Consider the following 17,964-nt stretch of genomic DNA (forward strand, 5'->3'; position numbering starts at 1 on the left):
TGATATTAGGCAGATGATTAGAGACGACATAACTTTGCCCCCCCCCCATCAGCTTCAGAGAACAGATCGTCCTTCTGAGACACAAGAATTCCGAGGCCAATCAGTTGGCGCGCAACATCAGCGCGTACAGCACGGCAATCAGGGTGTGAGAAATAGACATATCCACCTTGCTTCACAGCTACTGCTGTTTCAGAGGTTTGTCTGATAAGGATAAGGCTTTTTCCGATCATGCGATCGAGTAGAGCAAGAGCAATCTTGCCGAGTTTAATGCCGTCGCTCATATCAAACTCCTTCTGTGAAAAAATATTCAAGATCAGAAAGTGCAGCTTCAAAGGTTTGATCATCGCGACGGTCTTCCACCGCCCGCAGCAGCTTCGAAACGTTCTGCTTTGTGCAGCCGCACACATCGGCCGTCAGTGGCTGGCTTATGCCGCAGACAGTCACCAGCAGATAAATCTCGACAGAACGCCGATCGGTAGGACGAACCTTGCTCGCAGAAAGGGCGAAGCGGATCCCTTTAAGAGCAACGCCGGCTGCGCGGCGAATTGCGCGCATCTCAGACATCAGCAATCTCACTAAACATTTGCTCAGCAGCACGGCGCCGTTGATCAATAGTACGAAGAGCAAAGCGCAGAGCCCTGATATGGCGGTCAAAGCCGCGACCACTCGTGCACATGCGCCGATAGGTGCGGGTTGACAAATCAGCGGAAAGACAAAGATCAGAACGAGTTATGCCCATCTTAATGCGAGCACTTTCGATACGCTGCAAAGCAAGCCGCTGATCCGGTCTGTAAGGCGTCCGTTTCTTTTCCATGGCAGTCTTTCAAATTTTCGGTAGAGATTGACGCGCCGGTACTACGGACAAATCCGGCGCTTATGCCTTATTTTCAGGCGAGTTTTTCCCGCAAGGCGTAGCCTTCGAGCGGCCAGAGCTGGCGGATACAGTCTTCACGTGCAAATTTTCGGCCAAGTTCAGGATCAAAATTTTCTGGATCTGCAGGCGCGCTTTTGCCCACAAGAACAAAGCCATTTTTCATTTTCATTACACAAATGGTCATCGATGGAAGACATTCAGGGCTGATGTAATCTTCGCTTTCAATCTTTTCGATCATACTATCCAGCGTCACACGATTAGCCGTTTTTTGAACCCCTGCAGCAAGTTCATCACCTACTCTTAAACTTTCCATTTCACTCTCCTCATTGCCTGCCAACCATTTGGTAGGAGCTATTCCGCATCCAATTCAAGAGGCTGGTTGCGTTAATTCTTCTTCGTGAAGTTTTTGATTGTCTCGATATGCACGCAGATCATCGATCGTTGCTGGCATGACACCTGCAATCACTGAGATCCCGATAATGCCGCCTGTTACACGGTAGCAATCAATGGCTGATCCAGCCCATCCATGGGCTTGAGCTTCAGCATTGAGTTCATCCAGCAACATTTTATGGATTGCCGTGTTGTCTGAGATATTGTCCGGCCGTCTGGCGGCTGTGCTTAATGACAGGATGGTGCTCATTGATCTGCGCCTTCCTTACGATCATCACCTATGACTGTGACACCACGCGCAAAGGCAATTTGATCTAACGCGCGGAGTAACTTCCTGCGAATACGAGGCGAAAGCTCTCGTTGGCTGGATCTCGCCTTTGAAATCGTACTCTCTGAGACATCAGCTGCACGGCACATCTCTGCTTGAGCAATGCCAAGGCGATTACGCAACTGATCAATCTCTATGAATGATTTTTCCATTATGACGCAGACCATTTTTTCACATAGGACTTGAATTTTCATATGAACATGTGATTTGCTGCACATTGTCAAGCGGAGTATTGCGTTTTGAATGTGCTTGAGATGGCTGGTCTAATTGCGCCTATGAGTGATTTACGCGCACAACAGCTGGCATGGTTGGACAACATTATTTCGTCCAGCGGCTTAACATTGACTGATATTGCTAGGCGTGCCGGTTTAAACCCGTCCACGTTGTCGCGATTTCATGCCAATGATGATAGCGGCCACACACTTACCTCACGCTCAGTGAAGAAGATTGAAGATGCTACAGGTGTCCCTGCTTATGAGCAGCGCATACGCCCGAGCATGGCCTTCTTTAGTGAGGAAGAGGGGGAGCCTTATATTTTCAATGATAAGGCGCAGGACATCATGATACATGCTCTGCGTGCCGTGGCAGATCGCTCAAAAGCCGTTGAATTATGGACTTTAAAGACAACAGCTTTATCAGCTGCAGGCTTCGATCGTGGTGATGTGGTAGTTGTTGATAGAGATGAAAAAGTTCGCCCGGGCGATGCTGTCTGTGCTTTGAAGTTTGATCATCGGCGCGGGATTTCTGAGACTGTATTTAGGGTTTACAGGACGCCATATCTTTTAACTGCGCTGGCAGATGGGCAGCCTGGTCTGCCTGATATTGTTGATAATGAGAATGTTGTTATCAAGGGCGTTGTTGTAGGCGGCTGCCGATTACGTGGCTAGTTATTGCTAATATCATACGAAGAAAGCGCCCTATATGGGCGCTTTTTATTTGTCTCTAATTTGCGTAAATCGTCAAAATTCAAACGAATTTGCATATTGTTCGTCATAAATTTTCAAAGTTATTCACAGATTTTAATCATATTTGAATTCCTGTTTTCATCTAAAAATCTTCTCAAATTCACTTTTTTCATATTTTCATTTGATTTTCACATGAAAATTCATCAATGTTAGGCAACTGATTTGCAGTAGGAGGCAGGAAATGTCTTTAGCAGATAGAGTTGTCGGGATAAGCGAGCTCGCGCTTGCTCTCGGACGATCTGAACAATGGATAAAACGTCAATGGCTTAATCTTCATATGGAGGAAGGCATGCCTCGAAAGCTGCCTACCAACTGGGTTTGGCCGCGTAAGGCAATGGAAAACTGGATTGAACAGCAGGGCGCTGTGTTCTCGCAAGAAAGTATTGAGCACGTCACACCTCTCAATCCGGATCTAAAGATTATTACACTTACTGAAAATCAGATGCTGCGCGATCGGTACTCGAAAGCGAGGGCGGTATGATTTCCATATGTGAAAATCCGGCTGTTTTAAATCCAGTCAAGAATTTGCCACGCTCACAGCGGGAGGCGCTTAAGGCGATCGCCAGTTATAAGCGTCAAAATCGCATTACGTCCGGCTGCTGGCTGATTGGCTCGCAACGCTTTGAAGATAAAACAATCCGTAATCTCATGGCGGCCGAGCTGGTACGTGAAAGCAGGGCAGGGCTACAACTTACCGTTGGCGGCCAGCTCGCACGAGATAAGCTAATCGGAGGCAATCATGGATCATGATGATTTAATCAGAAGCTTGATTGCGAACTCAGATCCGGATGATCCGCTATCTGCCGCGCTCATTGATAATATTCGTGAACGTAAACGGATCTTCCGCGACATGCTCGGTAACTCCCGCTTTTTAAAAAATAACCGCCACTCATCAAATGATGAGACCGGATCCGGAGTGCTGCAATAATGCTGGAAGGCATTCTCATTGGAATAATCGCCTGCTGCATATTTGCAGGCATTGGCGGCTTGATGCTTTGTGCATTCATTATGCCACCAACCAAGTAATTCTGCGCTGAAAATCCCCCTTTTGCCTCAGCGTATGCACGCCCGTGTTTTCCCCCGAAGCCGGGTTATTTGATCCGGCGGTCTTTAGTATTGAGTGGCCGCCGGATCCTTTTCACAGGGATTTTAGTAATGAGTATCAAAATAAAACACATCGCCTGGCGCGATGGACGCCCCCGCTTTGAGCCTGGGCCAGCTTTGCGGCAACTTGGTTATAAGGGGCAGGATCTGCGCCATTCGGATGGCCAGTGGTTTACAGCTGGCGAAGCCTTGGATTGGTCGCAGAATTTCAGCAAGGAACGCGATCTTGAGGCCGCACGGCAGCGCATGGAGGCCAGAACGGAAAGAACGGAGCCAACAATAATAGCTCCGCTTAAACCTAAAGGCACATATCCCATATCGCGATTGATTGAGGATTGGCTTGCCAGTCCGCGTGTGCAGACGAAGCGACCGGCCACGATCAGAGACTACCGACAAAAATCACATACCATTGAAAACCACGATCCGGATTTATGGGCGGCAGAAGTCGCCTCACTGGATCAGACTATCTGCTATGGCCTGTATGAAGATCTATGGGAAAACCGAGGCGTAGCCACAGCGCGCGGTGTGCTGGTTGTGCTTGGCATGGCAATCAAATGGGGCATGCGTTCAGGGAAGGTGCGGGGGCTGAAATATAATCCTGCGCGTGATCTGGATATGCAGTCACCAAAGCCGCGTGCTCGCTTCCTTACGCGCCAAGAATTTGAAGCGCTCATTAATGCGGCAGAAGCTGCAGGTCGGGTTGATCTGGCCGATATGCTTTATTGCGGCGTGTGGACGGGGCAACGGCAGACTGATCGACTTGCTCTGCAGAACAGCGCACTGCGCAATGGCCGCTTTGCGCTCAAGCAGTCAAAGACCGGCATGGTGGTTAATCCGCCGATCGCATCCGCCTATCAGGAACGTTTGAACGCGGCCGCACGTCGGCGCGAGGCAAAAGAGATTGAAAGCCCGTTTGTTCATTTGAATGAAAACACATGGGAGCCATGGAACCAATGGACATACCGTAATGAGTTTTCAGCCGTGCGAGCTGCTGCAGCAAAGAAACTGCCAAGCGTTGCCACGGTCATGGAAAAGGACATGCGTGCAACCGCTATCACATGGATGGCACTGGCTGGAAACACGCTGCCGCAGATCTGCGCTGTGTCCGGCCACTCGCTCCAGGGCGCGCATCAAATCCTAAAGCATTACCTCGCTCTCCATCCAGACATGGCCGACACCGCGATCGGTAATCTCGTGTCTTGGTTTGATAGTGGGGCGAGTACCGAAATGGCAATTTAGCAATATCTTGGAGATTGAGGATGATAACCGATAAGGCCGTAAGAGCATTCAAGGACGTTTTCCATGGCGAACGCCCTATGAGTTATGATGAAATTATCAGGACAGGACTTGCAGCCGCCCTTCAGGCTCATTCCCCTGCTGAACCAGCACAACACGCTGACGATACGGCGGTCGATAACTTTGCGAGAACGATGAAAGCCAAACTTGCGCAGAAGCGAAAGGAAGGCCGCAGCGGGTGGCAAAGTATGAACGCGGACGATTTGACTGTTATTCTCCGCCAACACGTCGAAAAGGGCGACCCTGTAGACGTTGCAAACCTTTGTATGATGCTCTCTGAAAACGGCCAGCGTATTGCACCTGCTGAACCGGCACAGGGCGAGCAGTGGCAGTCTATTGAGTTAGTTGGCGATAAAGAGCGCTTAATTATCATCGGCAGCTATAACACTAAAGGTTTGTGGTGTGCAGAAGTGTGGCACACGCAGTATTTGCGTGACCAGCAAGCAAAATCTGCTGATGGCTTCTTTATGAATGCTCCGCACTTAGAATGGGTTCCGACGCATTTCATGGAACTCCCAACCGCCCCGACCACGGGGCAGGCAAATGAAGCTGACACGCAATGAACGAACATTCTTATCTATTATCGAGCGCGGAGACGAACGCAACAATTACAGCATTATAGAACTCTATGACTTAGCAAAGCGCGGTCTTGTGAAAATACATGAATGCGCAGACGGAGATTACGTCACCGTTACAGACGCAGGCCGCGCAGCCTTGGCGCAAGGAGGTAGGCAATGAACAATGAAACCGAAAGGTGCCCTGTCTGCCAAGGGCGCGGATATATCCATTGTGAATGCTGGCCAGCGGATTGCATTTGCGGATGGGGCAACGAGGACTGCGAATACTGCCATGGACATGGAGAGGTTGAAACTTGCAGCCATGACGAGTGGTTCGAGGTCGATGAATCCCTGAAAGGACAGCAGCATGACAAGTGAATTGACATGGTTCCGCCGTCTGAGGCGCGTTTTAAGTGACATGCCCGACACCGTTGAAGTGACTGTTCGCGCAACTGGAATGGTGTGCCTGCATGAACGCGGCGCAACGGACAGGTATTTTGAAGGCAAAGGTGACACCGATAATGTCCCTGAAATTTCGGCCTTCCGGATTAATAATATTCGCGGAGAGGAAGCGTCAATATGACAAGTGAATTGAAGCCGTGTCCGTTTTGTGGAGCGAATGCTGAAGCGCATGAATTCCAAGCGGGGGAATATGAAGTGTCTTGCTCGACAGAGGGCTGTGCGGTTAGGCCACGGACAACGCTAACTGACATGGAAACTGCGATTGCCGACTGGAACACCCGCGCCGTGCCAGACGTGCCGGAATTGGTGCGGTATAGACTTCACTGGTCTGATTTCGATACCGCACACATGGAAGTCGACAGCATGGAAGGCGAATATGTCCTTTATTCGCAAGCCGCTGAAATCATCGCAGCCAGTCACGCAGAAGCCCCTTGGCGTAATATGAAAAGTGCTCCAATCGATGGCACCATTATTAATGTGCTCGCACGATACCCTGAGGCTACAGCAGGCTATCCGCGTTATGCAGGGTTTAATAGCGATCGTGGTGTGTGGCTTGAATATAGTCGCTACGAACCAACTGAGGTTATCCCATGGGCATGGCGCCCACGTTTAAATTGGCCGAGTGAAGGATCGATAAAATAATGCTATCCGATCTGTCCGACTTTATGCTGTCGGAAAAATCGGATAAAAATCGGACGAAATTTGCTAAGTATTTGATTTTATGGTGGGTGCGACAGGGATCGAACCTGTGACCCGCTGATTAAGAGTCAGCTGCTCTACCGACTGAGCTACGCACCCACTTTTCTGAATTGTCATTCAGTAAGTGAGCGGTTCTATAAAGTGGTGCTGCTGCTCTGTCTAGTCATGAAATTATTTTTTTACAAAAAAATATGAAGCCGGCTGATTTTTATTCGTAAAATTTATCAGCCAACCACCCGTTTATGGAGTGTTTTCCCTGCACTAATAAAACTCGTTCTCCTTCTGATTTGTCCGGCAGTGCAGGGTGCATAATCTTGATGTGTGATAATCAACTGCACATATATCTTGCATTATGGCTATACGGGTATATCAGACTGCACAAAGAGTGCACTGTGGATCTGATTGTTAATAATATAAGCGGTATAAACAGACGGTACGTGTGATGCGTGATGTTTTTGTCATCAGAGTTTTATCTTTGCGCCATAATTCGGCACGGAAAAAGTGACATAGCGTCTGCTGTGATATTGGTTAAACAGTCTGTTAGGCAGTATTAATCTTTTAAGAAATTGATGGTGAAGCATTCTTGAGAGAAATCTTTGTGTTTCGCATGATCAGAGGGTTCAATGGACGGTTTTATCGGTGATCTCGGACAGTTTATTTCGGCTAATCAGGCTTGGGCCGGACCGATTGTCGGATTGATAGCATTCGGTGAATCGCTGGCTGTTGTCGGTATGCTGATTCCTGCAACGCCTATTATGCTGGCAATCGGCGGTTTGGTCGGGGCCGGTATTATTGATCCGATCCCTGTGATGATTGGTGCCGTTATCGGTGCTGTTATCGGCGATATTATTTCTTATTTTCTTGGCTGGTGGCTTGGTCGCCGTGTTATTCACCAATGGCCGCTCAATAAATATCGTTCTCATATTGCGCAGGCGCGTTTGCTGTTCCGCAAATATGGTTTTGCTGCTGTGTTCTTTGGTCGTTTCTTCGGACCTGTTCGGTGTACCGTGCCGCTTGTCGCCGGTATGATGTCGATGGATCAGAAGCGCTTCCAGACAGCGAACGTGACCTCCGCGCTGGTATGGGCGCCGGTCATGATTTTGCCGGGCTGGCTTGCCGGTAAAGGTGCAGGGATTTTTTCCCGTCTTGACGGTAGTGACTGGGTCTGGATGGCGGTTGCCATGACTGTTGTGGCAACGCTTGCCAGTATTATCGGTGTGCGCTTCATGCGCGCTCGTCCGAAACATGAGCGCAAACGCGGTGTAAAGAAGAACAAAGTTTCTGCCACACCTGCAGAATGAGCTGTTTTTAAACTGTAAACCGGCGGAAAATTGACTGTTTCGACGCTGCTCATTTCATAGTGTCCGTGATATATGAAATATTTGCCGGAATATCTTGATTAGAATTGCATTTATACTCATTATAAAGGCAATTGATTAGAGCGTTAATTTTAGTATGCTCTGAAATGAATATGCAGTATTAGAGCGCCCTTTGTGTGCTAAGTCTGGAACACGGCGCTCTCATGCTGTACAGAGAATTTTTTAACCGCGCATTTGCGCCTAACAGGGGTCTTTAAACACTCTTATGCCGGAAGATACTTCTGACGATTCGTCTATTACGGATTGTTGCCACACTCAGTCGGTAACAATCCGAAACAAGTTTACATTGCACGGTGATAGCCGACGAAACACGCCTTGGAGTAATCGGGCTGATGTTTCTCAACTTGTGCAAAAATCCTGCTACATACCAAAGCTGCATAGTATCGCGTCTGTTTGGACGAAGATGTTTGCACGCCCGTTTTCTGCAAAGGAGACCGGCCAGCGGGATAAAATCCTCCTGTTTTTCAAAGTGTTTTTTGCAAGCCCGCTTGGGATTCTGAAAAAGGATCAGCGAAACGGGCTATCTGGCTTTGTAGAGCCAGCGCTTAAATACTCTGCAACTAAGCATTTCCGGCACTTTGATTTCAAAAGTGACTGTGGTGCGGGGCTGAAACGGTTTTTTGTGACCGCTTCTCGTTCCGAACCAATGCTTGCGCGTTTGTCCGGCATAGAGCTGACATACAAGCGTATCCCGCAACAGAAATTCTAGGAAACGACAACCCATGGAATGGATTGCCGATCCCAACGCCTGGATAGGCTTGGTTACACTGATTATTCTTGAGATTGTTCTTGGTATCGACAATCTTGTATTTATTTCGATCCTTGCAGGCAAATTGCCGCCGAGCCAGCGTAATAAAGCGCGTTTGCTTGGTTTGACGCTTGCACTCCTGATGCGCCTTGGTTTGCTGGCCTCGATCTCCTGGATCGTGACACTAACCAAACCGCTGTTTACCGTTTTCTCTTTCGACTTCTCCGGCCGCGATATCATCATGATTGTTGGTGGTGTGTTCCTGCTTGCCAAAGGTACGATGGAGCTGCACGAACGTCTTGAAGGTAAAGGCGCCATAAAAGAGGGCAATCCGGTTCATGCGGTGTTCTGGCAGGTTATTGCTCAGATCGTGGTGCTGGATGCGGTGTTCTCGCTCGATAGCGTGATTACGGCTGTTGGTATGGTGCAGCATCTGCCGGTGATGATGATTGCCGTTGTGATCGCCATGGGCGTGATGATGCTGGCTTCCAAGCCGTTGATGTCATTCGTTGAGAAGCACCCGACCGTTGTTATCCTCTGTCTCGGCTTCCTGATGATGATCGGTTTCAGCCTTGTGATTGAAGGCTTCGGTTATCATGTGCCTAAGGGCTACCTCTATGCTGCTATCGGCTTCTCGATCCTGATCGAGGCTGCGAACCAGATTGGTCGTCACAACCGTGAAAAACGCGTGACTACAAATGATCTGCGAGAGCGCACCGCCGGTGCGGTGTTGCGTTTGCTTGGTGGTGGACGTGGCAGTGATATGGCTTTGTCCGAAACAGTGGACGTGATTGCCGAACATACAGCTGCTGCCGATGTCTTCCGTCCGGAAGAAAAAGAAATGATCCGTGGTGTACTGGATCTGGCTGATCGTCCGGTACGTTCGATTATGACCCCGCGTAACGAAGTGGAATGGCTGGATCTCGATGCGAGTGAGGAAGAATTGCGCAATGAGTTGCGTCAGTTCGCTCATTCCCGCGTTATTCTTGCCCGTGGTCAGGTGGATGAATTTGTTGGTGTTGCGCTGACGAAAGATCTGCTGCTTTATCTGGCGGATTCCAAGCCGATTGACTGGCAGGGGGCTATGAAGCAGCCGCTTGTGGTGCACGAGCACAGTAATGTGTTGCGCGTCATGGAGCAGCTGCGTGGTTCGCCTGTGCAGATGGCTGTTATCGTCGATGAACATGGTTCGTTTGAAGGTGTTGCAACGCCGACAGATATTCTTGAAGCGATTGCCGGTGAGTTCCCTGACGAAGACGGCGACACTCCGAGTGTGGAAACACTGGAAAACGGCGTCTGGATCGTCGACGGCTTCACGGATATTCGTCGCCTCAGTGGTGTTCTGGATACCGATCTGGTGGACGATGATGACCGTTATACAACATTGGCAGGCTATGTTCTCTGGCATCTCGGTCACATCCCGATCGGTGGTGAGAAATTCACGGCAAACGGCTTTGAATTCGAAGTGCTGACCATGGAACGCCGGAATATTGCCAAGGTTAAGATTACGGCTTCGACTGTCTACGATATTTAAAATTTGTCGTATTTTTCTCTGGAAGAATGTTCAATAAATGAAGAAACCGCGCTGATAGCAGCGCGGTTTTTTGTTTTAAGCGCTGTATTGTTCACTAATTCGTACCGCAATGTTTCATAAAAGAGTGAACATGAACCCTTGCAGTTCATGCAAAACGCTTTAAGTACAAAGGCGAATTGGCAGCTATCTATCCGTCTGCCTGCTTTTCTTTTGCTCATATTGACGGGAAGCAGTTTCGAACCTGCGGGAGCAGGGCAGAATGTTTTCGTGTCAAGATTATATAAGGATCAGCCTTATGGCTCCTAAGCTGTTTACAATCGTCACCAGCACCCGTCCGGGCCGCAAAGGCCCGATTATGGCGCAGTGGTTCCATGACTATGCAACCGCACATGGCGGTTTTGAAAATGAAATCGTTGATCTCGCTGATATGGGGTTGCCGTTCTTCAACGAACCTAATCATCCGCGTATGCAGAAATATGAACATGAGCACACCAAGAAATGGAGTGCAAAGATCAAAGAAGCAGATGCCTTTGTTTTCATGATGCCGGAATATAACAGCTTCCCGCCGGCAGAGTTTACCAATGCGCTCGACTATCTGTTCTATGAATGGAACTACAAGCCTGCTGCTATTTTCAGCTATGGCGGCGTTTCTGCCGGCACCCGTTCTGCACAGATCGCCCGCCTGCATCTGGCATCCATGCGCATGACACCGTTGCCGGAAGGCATTAATGTTCCTAATTTCGCAGCGCATATCAGTGATGAAGGCAAATTTGTTGCCAATGAGCTGATTGAAGCCAGCGCGAAAACTGTTCTCGATGAACTGAAAATCTGGAACGAAGGTCTTCAGGTTATCCGCAAAAAATAAGATTAAATCTTATTGATATTTATAGAAAAACCGCTGCAGTGATGCAGCGGTTTTCTTGTTTTTAGCACCAGTATTGATGGTTTTAAATCACATAAATTTAATCGGATTATTGACAAGTACACCCGATTGGCAGAAATTAACGAAATATTAAATTTGTTAACCTGACGATACAGGAGTGTTATTCATGCCTCTTTTTCAGTCTCTGAAGGGAATGATGAAACAACGCCGGCAAGCATTTCAGAAGTTTTGGCAGGAAATTTCTGCTGATGAGAAGACCATCGAGCGACGTCGTCAAAACCGGCTTGCTCCGAACCAATCTGAAAAATTCGGCTGCTGGCGCCATCGCGGTATCTGGTAAAATCTTCTGAAAATCCGGATTTTCGCCCCCGTTTCCGGAAATCATATTGCGCTTAACCCTTTGTTTCTAGCAAAATCTTGCTCATTCGTTTTTACTGCGATTATAGATTTCTGTTTTTATTTTGAAAATTAAATTATCTATTTAAATCAATGATTTAATGTTGATTTTAGTTGATCGTTGTCTGAGTATCGGAGCCATCAAGAGTTCCATCCCGTTTGCACTCAGCAAAGATTAAGCGCAGGTATTATATGAAAAAGCTTTTGTTGACGGCCGGCCTCGCGCTCGGTCTCACACTTCCCTTGACTGCCGCACAAGCAGACGAGCCGAAAGAAATCCTCAACGTCTCCTATGACATTGCCCGCGAACTTTATGAGCAGATCAACACTGCTTTTATTCCGGTATGGAAAGAGAAAAGCGGCGAAACCATCACAGTTAACCAGTCTCATGCGGGTTCTTCAAAACAGGCGCGTTCTATTCTGGAAGGGCTGGAAGCCGATATTGTGACCTTCAATCAGGTCACGGATGTGCAGGTTCTCCATGATAAAGGCAATCTGATCCCTGCGGACTGGCAGAGCCGCCTGCCAAACAATTCTTCGCCTTATTATTCGCTGCCTGCTTTCCTCGTGCGTGCAGGCAATCCGAAGCAGATCAAAAACTGGGATGATCTGGTGCGCGATGATGTACAGGTGATTTTCCCGAACCCGAAAACCTCCGGCAATGCGCGTTATACCTATCTGGCGGCAACTGCTTATGCGCGGGAAGCCTTTAACAAGGATGATGCCCAGGTTCGCGATTTTATTACCAAGCTGTTCAAAAATGTTCCAGTGTTTGATACCGGCGGACGCGGTGCGACCACAACCTTTACCGAGCGCGGTATCGGCGATGTTCTGGTGACATTTGAAGCCGAAGTGCTGGGTACCCAGAAGCTGCTTGGCAAAGACAAATATGAAGTCGTGGTGCCGCCAATCAGCCTGCTGTCTGAATTTCCGGTGACAATCGTTGATAAGGTTGTCGATAAGCGCGGCTCCCGTAAAATCGCTCAGGCTTATCTCGATTTCCTCTATGCACCTGAGGGTCAGGAAATCCTCGCCAGCAATTTCAACCGTGTGCATGACGCTGCAACCATTGAAAAGCACAAGGCTAATTTCCCTGAGGTGAAACTGGTACGTGTGGAAGATGAGTTTGGTGGCTGGGCAAATGTGACCAAAGAGCATTTCGCTGAAGGCGGTATTCTCGACCAGCTGTTCACGGGCAAATAACGTGACCTGAAAATGACAGCCGGTGCGCCCTTAAAAGCGCGCCGGTTTTCCCGTATCCCATACAGAGCAGACCGGTGATGAAAAGACCATTCTTTAAAGTCAGAAAAACAGTGATGCCGGGCTTTGGCATTACAATGGGCTGTACGCTGCTCTATCTGACAGTGATTGTGGCTCTGCCGCTCTTTGCTCTGATTATGAAAACAGCCAGTCTCGGATTTGCTGATTTCTGGGCGATTGTCAGCTCGCCGCGTGCTGTTGCGACATTCAAGCTGACCATACTTACCTCTGCTGCCGCAACTGTTTTTAATGCTCTGTTTGGTCTGCTGATGGCATGGGTGCTCGTGCGTTACGAGTTTCCGGGCAAGCGCCTGCTGGATGCTGCTGTGGATTTGCCTTTTGCATTGCCGACCGCTGTTGCCGGTCTGGCGCTGGTAACCGTTTTATCGAAGAACGGCTGGATCGGGCAATATACTGAACCGCTTGGCCTGTACCTGGCCTATACGCCTGCGGGCATCATAATCGCGATGGCTTTTACGAGTATTCCTTTTGTTATCCGCACGGTACAGCCGGTACTTGAGGATCTGAATCATGATGTGGAGGAGGCGGCGGAGACGCTTGGTGCCAATCCGTTGCAGGTTTTTGCTCATGTGATCTGGCCGATGATCCTGCCTGCATTTCTGGCTGGTAGTGCCTTGTCCTTTGCGCGTGGCTTGGGGGAGTTTGGCGCGATTGTTTTCATCTCTGCCAATCTGCCATTTAAAACCGAAGTGACTTCGCTGCTCGTTTTTGTGCGGCTGGACGAATATGAATATCCGGCAGCGGCGGCTCTGGCGATGGTGATGTTGCTGATGGCTTTTGCCATGCTGCTGATAACCAATCTGATGCAGGCACGGCAGCTGCGCTATGCGGAGCGAAACTGATATGGCGATTTTGGCTTTTCCTGCTTTAGCTTCTGAAAAAACTTCACCGCAGTTTCGACGCAGGCTTTGGGGGCGACGCTTCCTGATCGGGCTGGCCGTTGTGCTGTCACTGATCGTGCTTGGCATTCCGATGGCGGTGATCTTTTCTGCCGCTTTCGGCAGCGGTATGGGACGCTTTTGGGCAGAAATTACCAAGCCGGATACCATGCATGCGGTGTGGCTGACTGTGCTGACGGCGATTGTGGTTGTGCCGGTCAATATGGCCTTTGGTGTCTGCGTGGCATGGCTGGTGACGCGGTTCCGCTTTCCTGGACGGCGCTTACTGATCAGCTTTATCGAGATCCCGTTTTCCGTATCTCCGATCATTGCCGGTACAGCCTATCTGTTTCTCTATGGTGCGCAGGGGATGCTGGGGCCTTTGCTGGAGAGCTATGATATCAAGATCATGTTCACAATTCCGGCGATCTTTCTGGTCAGCCTGTTTGTAACCAGTCCTTTTGTTGCCCGTGAGCTGATCCCGCTGATGGAAATGCAGGGTGGCGAGGATGAAGAGGCGGCGCTGTCGCTTGGTGCCAGTGGTCTGCAAACCTTCTTCTATGTGACGTTGCCGAATATTAAATGGGCGCTGCTTTATGGTGCAGTGTTGTGTAATGCGCGCGTGATGGGCGAATATGGCGCGACATCGATTGTCTCCGGTGCCATTCGCGGTAAAACCAATACACTGCCTTTGCAGGTTGATCTGCTGTTTCAGGATCAGAATACGGTTGGTGCATTTGCCGCGGCTTCAACATTGGCCGTGCTGGCGCTGCTGACGCTGGTGCTGAAAGTCTGGCTGGAACGCAAGCAAGTAGATTAAAAATGATGAAGCCGCCTCTGAAATTGATTCAAAGGCGGCTTTTATCGTTTTGTAATTGTTTGTTTTATTGCTGCTGTGCTGCTGCTTTGCGCTGGGTCAGTATCATCACCAGTGCAATCAATATTGTACCGACAATGAAGACAAATGCAGCGGCGGCAATAGCCGGACTGATATTCTCGCGGATGGTGGAGAACATCTGCCGTGCCAGTGTGCGCTGGTTCGGACCTGCCACGAACAGGGTCAGCACGACTTCATCCAGCGAGGTTGCGAAAGCAAAGACAGCACCGGAAATAATGCCGGGTTTTGCCAGTGGCAGTGTCACTTTTTGCAGGATGACATAGGGTGGCGCACCAAGGCTGGCAGCGGCTTGTTCCACGCGCCGGTCAACGCTTTGCAGCACGGCCAGCACATTGATGACCACAAAGGGCACTGCTACAACCGTGTGGGCAATGATCACGCCGGTATAGGAATTGAGCAGATCATATCGTGCAAACATCAGCTGCATGCCCACGCCGAGCACCACAGCAGGCACGACCATCGGCAGCAAAAACACTGTTTTAATTGAGTTGAACAGGAAGGAATACTGGTTGCCGCGCAGTCCCAGTGCACCAATTGTTCCCAGCACTGTTGCCAGTGCTGTAGTGCCGACGGAGATGATCAGGCTGTTGATGATCGAACGCCGCCAAGCGTCCGCCTGCACCAGTTCCTGAAACCAGCGAGTGGAATAGCCTTCCATCGGATAGCCAAGCAAAGCGCCACTGGTGAAGGCCAGCGGCAGAATTGCCACCAGTGGTGCCAGCAGGAAAAACACCACCGCAGTGCCAAACAGAAGTTTGAGGAGTTTGAAGCCGTTCATGAACGTACCTCCTTCTCAGTCGAGAGGCGCATATAGATTGTGTAGAGCAGGATGGTTGCAATCAGCAGCACCATACCGAGCGCACCGGCCATACCCCAGTTTGCAGCGCCCATGGCGTAGAAGGCGATGACCGAGCTGATCAGCTGATCTTTAGCGCCGCCAATCAGAGCAGGGGTGATGTAATAGCCAAGCGCTGTCATGAAGACGAGCAGCGAGCCGGAAACCACACCGCGCATAATCAATGGCAACAGCACATGAAAGAAAGAACGCAGCGGATGTGCTCCGAGCGAGGCGGCGGCAGGCATCAGGTTCTTCGGAATACCGATGAGAACGCTGAATACCGGCAGTACCATGAATGGCAGCAGCACATGGGTCATGGCGATAATCACACCGGTGCGGTTGAAGATCAGTGCCAGTGGTTCACTGGTGATACCGATCGCAATCAGCGCATTATTAATCAGCCCCTGATCCTGCAACAGGATGAACCATGCGGCCGTACGCACCAGCAGCGAAGTCCAGAGCGGCAGTAAGACCGCGCCGAGCAGTAGCTGACGTTTCCAGCCTTCTACGGAGGCGGCAACCATAGCGAACGGAATACCGATCAGAATACAGGCAATGGTAACGCTGAGTGCGGTGATGAAAGTGCGCACCATAATGGTGACATTGGCAGAGGCATCCGCTGGCAGAGAGCGGATTTCGCCGGAAATATCGCGTTCCATATCAATGGCCGCCAGCAGATTGCGGTCAGTCATTGTGCCGGAGGCTGCACTGGCAATGGCCTGCCAGTAAGGCTGTTCGCCCCATTTTTTATCAATCGCAACCAGATCAACCTGATTATAATCAACCGGTTCCTCCAGCTTGGTCAGCTGATTGCGGGTTTTGCTCATTAATGTGCGAAAACCGGGTTGTGCACTGTTGAGACGGCGCACCAAATCGCCGTAAAGCTGAGCATCATCATTGTTGCGGATATCTTCCGCCAAAGCGGCTTTCATTTCCGGCGTTGGCGGTGTTTCCGGATTCCAGCTACTTGCCGCCTGCGCGGAGAGCGGCAGAGCTTTGGCCGCAACCGGATCGGATATTGCCTCTTTCATCATTGTTACCAGCGGGATGATGAAGAACACCAGCAGGAACAGGCCCAGCGGTGCGACGAGTGCGAAGGATTTTAAACGTTGTCGTTGTATTTCGCTCATGCCGCTGCCTTTGCAGGTTTGGCCTGAGCCGCAATCGGCCAGCAATCAGCAGGCGAGAAAGACAGCGTCACCGGATCACCGGCTTTCAGCGTATGGAAACTGCGGTCAGCTTTGGTGACAAGGCTTTGGCCTGCAAAATCCAGCGCCACACGCAGATGATCGCCGTGATAAACAATATCACTGACGGTGGCAGATAATTTATTGGAAGTACTGTCATCGGTATTCAGACGCACGCGTTCAGGCCGCAGCGACAGACGGATATCCTGACCAGCCAGCAGCGGTGCTTCTGCATCAACACGAATATCCTGACCATTGCTCAGGCGAATTTGGGTCTGGCCGTTGAGCGCACCGGAGACTTTGCCGTCAATCAGGTTGGTTTCACCGATAAATTCCGCAACAAATTGCGTCGCCGGATGGTCATAAATCTGGGATGGTGTGCCGATCTGTTCAATCTTGCCACGATTGAATACAGCGATACGGTCGCTCATGGTCAGCGCTTCAGACTGGTCATGAGTTACGAAAACAATGGTCAGGCCAAGACGGTGATGCAGTTCGCGGATATCGAGCTGCATCCGCTCGCGCAATTGCTTATCAAGCGCGCCAAGCGGCTCATCCATCAGCACCACTTCCGGCTCAAACACCAATGCGCGTGCCAAAGCGACACGCTGCTGCTGACCACCAGAGAGTTGAGAAGGCTTGCGCTCCAGCATGGTGCCGAGCTGCACCATATCCAGTGCACGCTTCACACGATTCTGCATTTCAGACTTGGAGAGCCCGCGCATTTTAAGCGGAAAAGCGACGTTTTCAGCAATGGTCATATGGGGAAACAACGCATAATTCTGAAACACAACGCCCATATTGCGCTTATGTGGCGGGAGCTGATCTATGCGTTTGCCATCAACACTGACCGTGCCGCCGGTAGGGCGTTCAAAACCGGCCAGCAGCATCAGCAATGTGGTTTTTCCTGAGCCGGAAGGGCCGAGCATACTGACAAACTCGCCTTTGCCGATTGTCAGATCCAGATTATCGACGACTGTCAGGGAGCCGAATGCTTTGCTCACCTTATCAAAATGAATGAATGGATTATTCACGCGTAAAACCTCAAATGGAGCGGATCACTGTTAAAATTGCTGTGGGCAAAACTGTTTTCGGGATTAAAACAGAACAGTGACTGCTGTTCTCTGCTGCGGGGCGGCAACAGGAAATGCGCTTGTAAATAGATGACCGCTCAATGGTCGGGGAACAGCACAGCTGCTATGCAACCGGCAAAATAAAGTTGCGGAGGCAGCCGCTCCGGCATTGATGCAACCTCACGGGGGAAAGG

Annotated in this window: 24 protein-coding genes and 1 tRNA gene; 15 read left to right on the forward strand and 10 right to left on the reverse strand. The window is 50.0% G+C overall.

The window, feature by feature from the left end; genetic code table 11:
* Positions 1 to 17: 17 nt before the first annotated feature.
* The 6 genes from DFR47_RS12850 to DFR47_RS12875 all read right to left on the reverse strand — a co-directional run bounded on the left by DFR47_RS12850 (position 18) and on the right by DFR47_RS12875 (position 1,786).
* Complete coding sequence (locus tag DFR47_RS12850) at positions 18 to 281, reverse strand: hypothetical protein (protein WP_113944808.1); 264 nt, start codon at positions 279 to 281, stop codon at positions 18 to 20.
* A gap of 1 nt (position 282) precedes the next feature.
* The gene (locus tag DFR47_RS12855) at positions 283 to 564 is read right to left on the reverse strand and encodes a hypothetical protein (RefSeq protein ID WP_113944809.1); all 282 of its coding nucleotides are present in this window, start codon (positions 562 to 564) and stop codon (positions 283 to 285) included.
* Positions 557 to 814, reverse strand: a complete 258-nt coding sequence (locus DFR47_RS12860) for a hypothetical protein (protein ID WP_113944810.1) — start codon at positions 812 to 814, stop codon at positions 557 to 559. The genes DFR47_RS12855 and DFR47_RS12860 overlap by 8 nt, the downstream gene beginning before the upstream one ends.
* Positions 815 to 887: 73 nt before the next feature.
* Positions 888 to 1,187, reverse strand: a complete 300-nt coding sequence (locus tag DFR47_RS12865; protein ID WP_113944811.1) for a Gp49 family protein — start codon at positions 1,185 to 1,187, stop codon at positions 888 to 890.
* A gap of 54 nt (positions 1,188 to 1,241) precedes the next feature.
* Positions 1,242 to 1,514: a hypothetical protein gene (locus DFR47_RS12870; protein ID WP_113944812.1), complete on the reverse strand. Its 273-nt coding sequence runs from the start codon at positions 1,512 to 1,514 to the stop codon at positions 1,242 to 1,244.
* Positions 1,511 to 1,786: a helix-turn-helix domain-containing protein gene (locus tag DFR47_RS12875; RefSeq protein WP_170137497.1), complete on the reverse strand. Its 276-nt coding sequence runs from the start codon at positions 1,784 to 1,786 to the stop codon at positions 1,511 to 1,513. The genes DFR47_RS12870 and DFR47_RS12875 overlap by 4 nt, the downstream gene beginning before the upstream one ends.
* Before the next feature lie 60 nt (positions 1,787 to 1,846).
* Between DFR47_RS12875 and DFR47_RS12880 the strand changes: the two genes are divergently transcribed.
* The 7 genes from DFR47_RS12880 to DFR47_RS12915 all read left to right on the forward strand — a co-directional run bounded on the left by DFR47_RS12880 (position 1,847) and on the right by DFR47_RS12915 (position 6,618).
* Positions 1,847 to 2,479, forward strand: coding sequence for a helix-turn-helix domain-containing protein (locus tag DFR47_RS12880; RefSeq protein WP_147245562.1), 633 nt, complete (start codon positions 1,847 to 1,849; stop codon positions 2,477 to 2,479).
* A gap of 259 nt (positions 2,480 to 2,738) precedes the next feature.
* Positions 2,739 to 3,038: a hypothetical protein gene (locus DFR47_RS12885; protein ID WP_113944815.1), complete on the forward strand. Its 300-nt coding sequence runs from the start codon at positions 2,739 to 2,741 to the stop codon at positions 3,036 to 3,038.
* Positions 3,039 to 3,296: 258 nt separating this feature from the next.
* Entirely contained in the window at positions 3,297 to 3,485 is a 189-nt protein-coding gene (locus tag DFR47_RS12895) for a hypothetical protein (RefSeq protein ID WP_113944817.1), read from the forward strand.
* A gap of 227 nt (positions 3,486 to 3,712) precedes the next feature.
* Entirely contained in the window at positions 3,713 to 4,900 is a 1,188-nt protein-coding gene (locus tag DFR47_RS12900) for a site-specific integrase (RefSeq protein ID WP_113944818.1), read from the forward strand.
* A gap of 77 nt (positions 4,901 to 4,977) precedes the next feature.
* Positions 4,978 to 5,520 carry a hypothetical protein gene (locus tag DFR47_RS12905; protein WP_147245563.1) on the forward strand — a complete coding sequence of 181 codons (543 nt, stop codon included), beginning with the start codon at positions 4,978 to 4,980 and terminating at the stop codon, positions 5,518 to 5,520.
* Positions 5,521 to 5,881: 361 nt separating this feature from the next.
* On the forward strand, positions 5,882 to 6,097 hold the full coding sequence (locus DFR47_RS12910; protein ID WP_113944820.1) for a hypothetical protein: 216 nt from the start codon (positions 5,882 to 5,884) through the stop codon (positions 6,095 to 6,097).
* Positions 6,094 to 6,618 (forward strand): Lar family restriction alleviation protein, encoded by a 525-nt coding sequence (locus tag DFR47_RS12915; protein WP_113944821.1) that lies wholly within the window; start codon positions 6,094 to 6,096, stop codon positions 6,616 to 6,618. Before DFR47_RS12910 ends, DFR47_RS12915 begins: the two co-directional genes overlap by 4 nt.
* 80 nt (positions 6,619 to 6,698) lie before the next feature.
* Here the strand turns inward: DFR47_RS12915 and DFR47_RS12920 are convergent.
* A tRNA-Lys gene (locus DFR47_RS12920) sits at positions 6,699 to 6,774 on the reverse strand.
* 524 nt (positions 6,775 to 7,298) lie between these two features.
* Between DFR47_RS12920 and DFR47_RS12925 the strand changes: the two genes are divergently transcribed.
* The 8 genes from DFR47_RS12925 to cysW all read left to right on the forward strand — a co-directional run bounded on the left by DFR47_RS12925 (position 7,299) and on the right by cysW (position 14,594).
* On the forward strand, positions 7,299 to 7,976 hold the full coding sequence (locus DFR47_RS12925; protein ID WP_113944822.1) for a DedA family protein: 678 nt from the start codon (positions 7,299 to 7,301) through the stop codon (positions 7,974 to 7,976).
* 481 nt (positions 7,977 to 8,457) lie between these two features.
* The gene (locus DFR47_RS12930) at positions 8,458 to 8,763 is read left to right on the forward strand and encodes a hypothetical protein (protein WP_113944823.1); all 306 of its coding nucleotides are present in this window, start codon (positions 8,458 to 8,460) and stop codon (positions 8,761 to 8,763) included.
* A 13-nt stretch (positions 8,764 to 8,776) separates the two neighbouring features.
* The gene (locus DFR47_RS12935) at positions 8,777 to 10,336 is read left to right on the forward strand and encodes a TerC family protein (RefSeq protein ID WP_113944824.1); all 1,560 of its coding nucleotides are present in this window, start codon (positions 8,777 to 8,779) and stop codon (positions 10,334 to 10,336) included.
* Positions 10,337 to 10,631: 295 nt separating this feature from the next.
* Complete coding sequence (locus DFR47_RS12940) at positions 10,632 to 11,201, forward strand: NADPH-dependent FMN reductase (protein ID WP_113944825.1); 570 nt, start codon at positions 10,632 to 10,634, stop codon at positions 11,199 to 11,201.
* 184 nt (positions 11,202 to 11,385) lie between these two features.
* Positions 11,386 to 11,559 (forward strand): hypothetical protein, encoded by a 174-nt coding sequence (locus DFR47_RS21785; RefSeq protein WP_170137498.1) that lies wholly within the window; start codon positions 11,386 to 11,388, stop codon positions 11,557 to 11,559.
* Between the two features lie 248 nt (positions 11,560 to 11,807).
* On the forward strand, positions 11,808 to 12,818 hold the full coding sequence (gene cysP, locus DFR47_RS12945; RefSeq protein WP_113944826.1) for a thiosulfate ABC transporter substrate-binding protein CysP: 1,011 nt from the start codon (positions 11,808 to 11,810) through the stop codon (positions 12,816 to 12,818).
* A gap of 77 nt (positions 12,819 to 12,895) precedes the next feature.
* Positions 12,896 to 13,738 carry a sulfate ABC transporter permease subunit CysT gene (gene cysT, locus DFR47_RS12950; RefSeq protein WP_113944827.1) on the forward strand — a complete coding sequence of 281 codons (843 nt, stop codon included), beginning with the start codon at positions 12,896 to 12,898 and terminating at the stop codon, positions 13,736 to 13,738.
* Positions 13,722 to 14,594: a sulfate ABC transporter permease subunit CysW gene (cysW, locus tag DFR47_RS12955; RefSeq protein WP_281011638.1), complete on the forward strand. Its 873-nt coding sequence runs from the start codon at positions 13,722 to 13,724 to the stop codon at positions 14,592 to 14,594. The genes cysT and cysW overlap by 17 nt, the downstream gene beginning before the upstream one ends.
* 64 nt (positions 14,595 to 14,658) lie before the next feature.
* Here cysW and DFR47_RS12960 read toward each other — a convergent pair whose 3' ends face one another.
* From DFR47_RS12960 to DFR47_RS12970, 3 genes are read right to left on the reverse strand one after another with little or no spacing between them, the layout of a single operon-like run.
* The gene (locus tag DFR47_RS12960; RefSeq protein ID WP_113944829.1) at positions 14,659 to 15,450 is read right to left on the reverse strand and encodes an ABC transporter permease; all 792 of its coding nucleotides are present in this window, start codon (positions 15,448 to 15,450) and stop codon (positions 14,659 to 14,661) included.
* Positions 15,447 to 16,640 carry an ABC transporter permease gene (locus tag DFR47_RS12965; protein WP_113944830.1) on the reverse strand — a complete coding sequence of 398 codons (1,194 nt, stop codon included), beginning with the start codon at positions 16,638 to 16,640 and terminating at the stop codon, positions 15,447 to 15,449. The genes DFR47_RS12960 and DFR47_RS12965 overlap by 4 nt, the downstream gene beginning before the upstream one ends.
* Positions 16,637 to 17,731 carry an ABC transporter ATP-binding protein gene (locus tag DFR47_RS12970; protein ID WP_113944831.1) on the reverse strand — a complete coding sequence of 365 codons (1,095 nt, stop codon included), beginning with the start codon at positions 17,729 to 17,731 and terminating at the stop codon, positions 16,637 to 16,639. The genes DFR47_RS12965 and DFR47_RS12970 overlap by 4 nt, the downstream gene beginning before the upstream one ends.
* Positions 17,732 to 17,964: the final 233 nt, after the last annotated feature.

Origin of the sequence: Pseudochrobactrum asaccharolyticum (genome assembly GCF_003314995.1) — a bacterium.
In the GTDB taxonomy this organism is placed as follows: domain Bacteria; phylum Pseudomonadota; class Alphaproteobacteria; order Rhizobiales; family Rhizobiaceae; genus Pseudochrobactrum; species Pseudochrobactrum asaccharolyticum.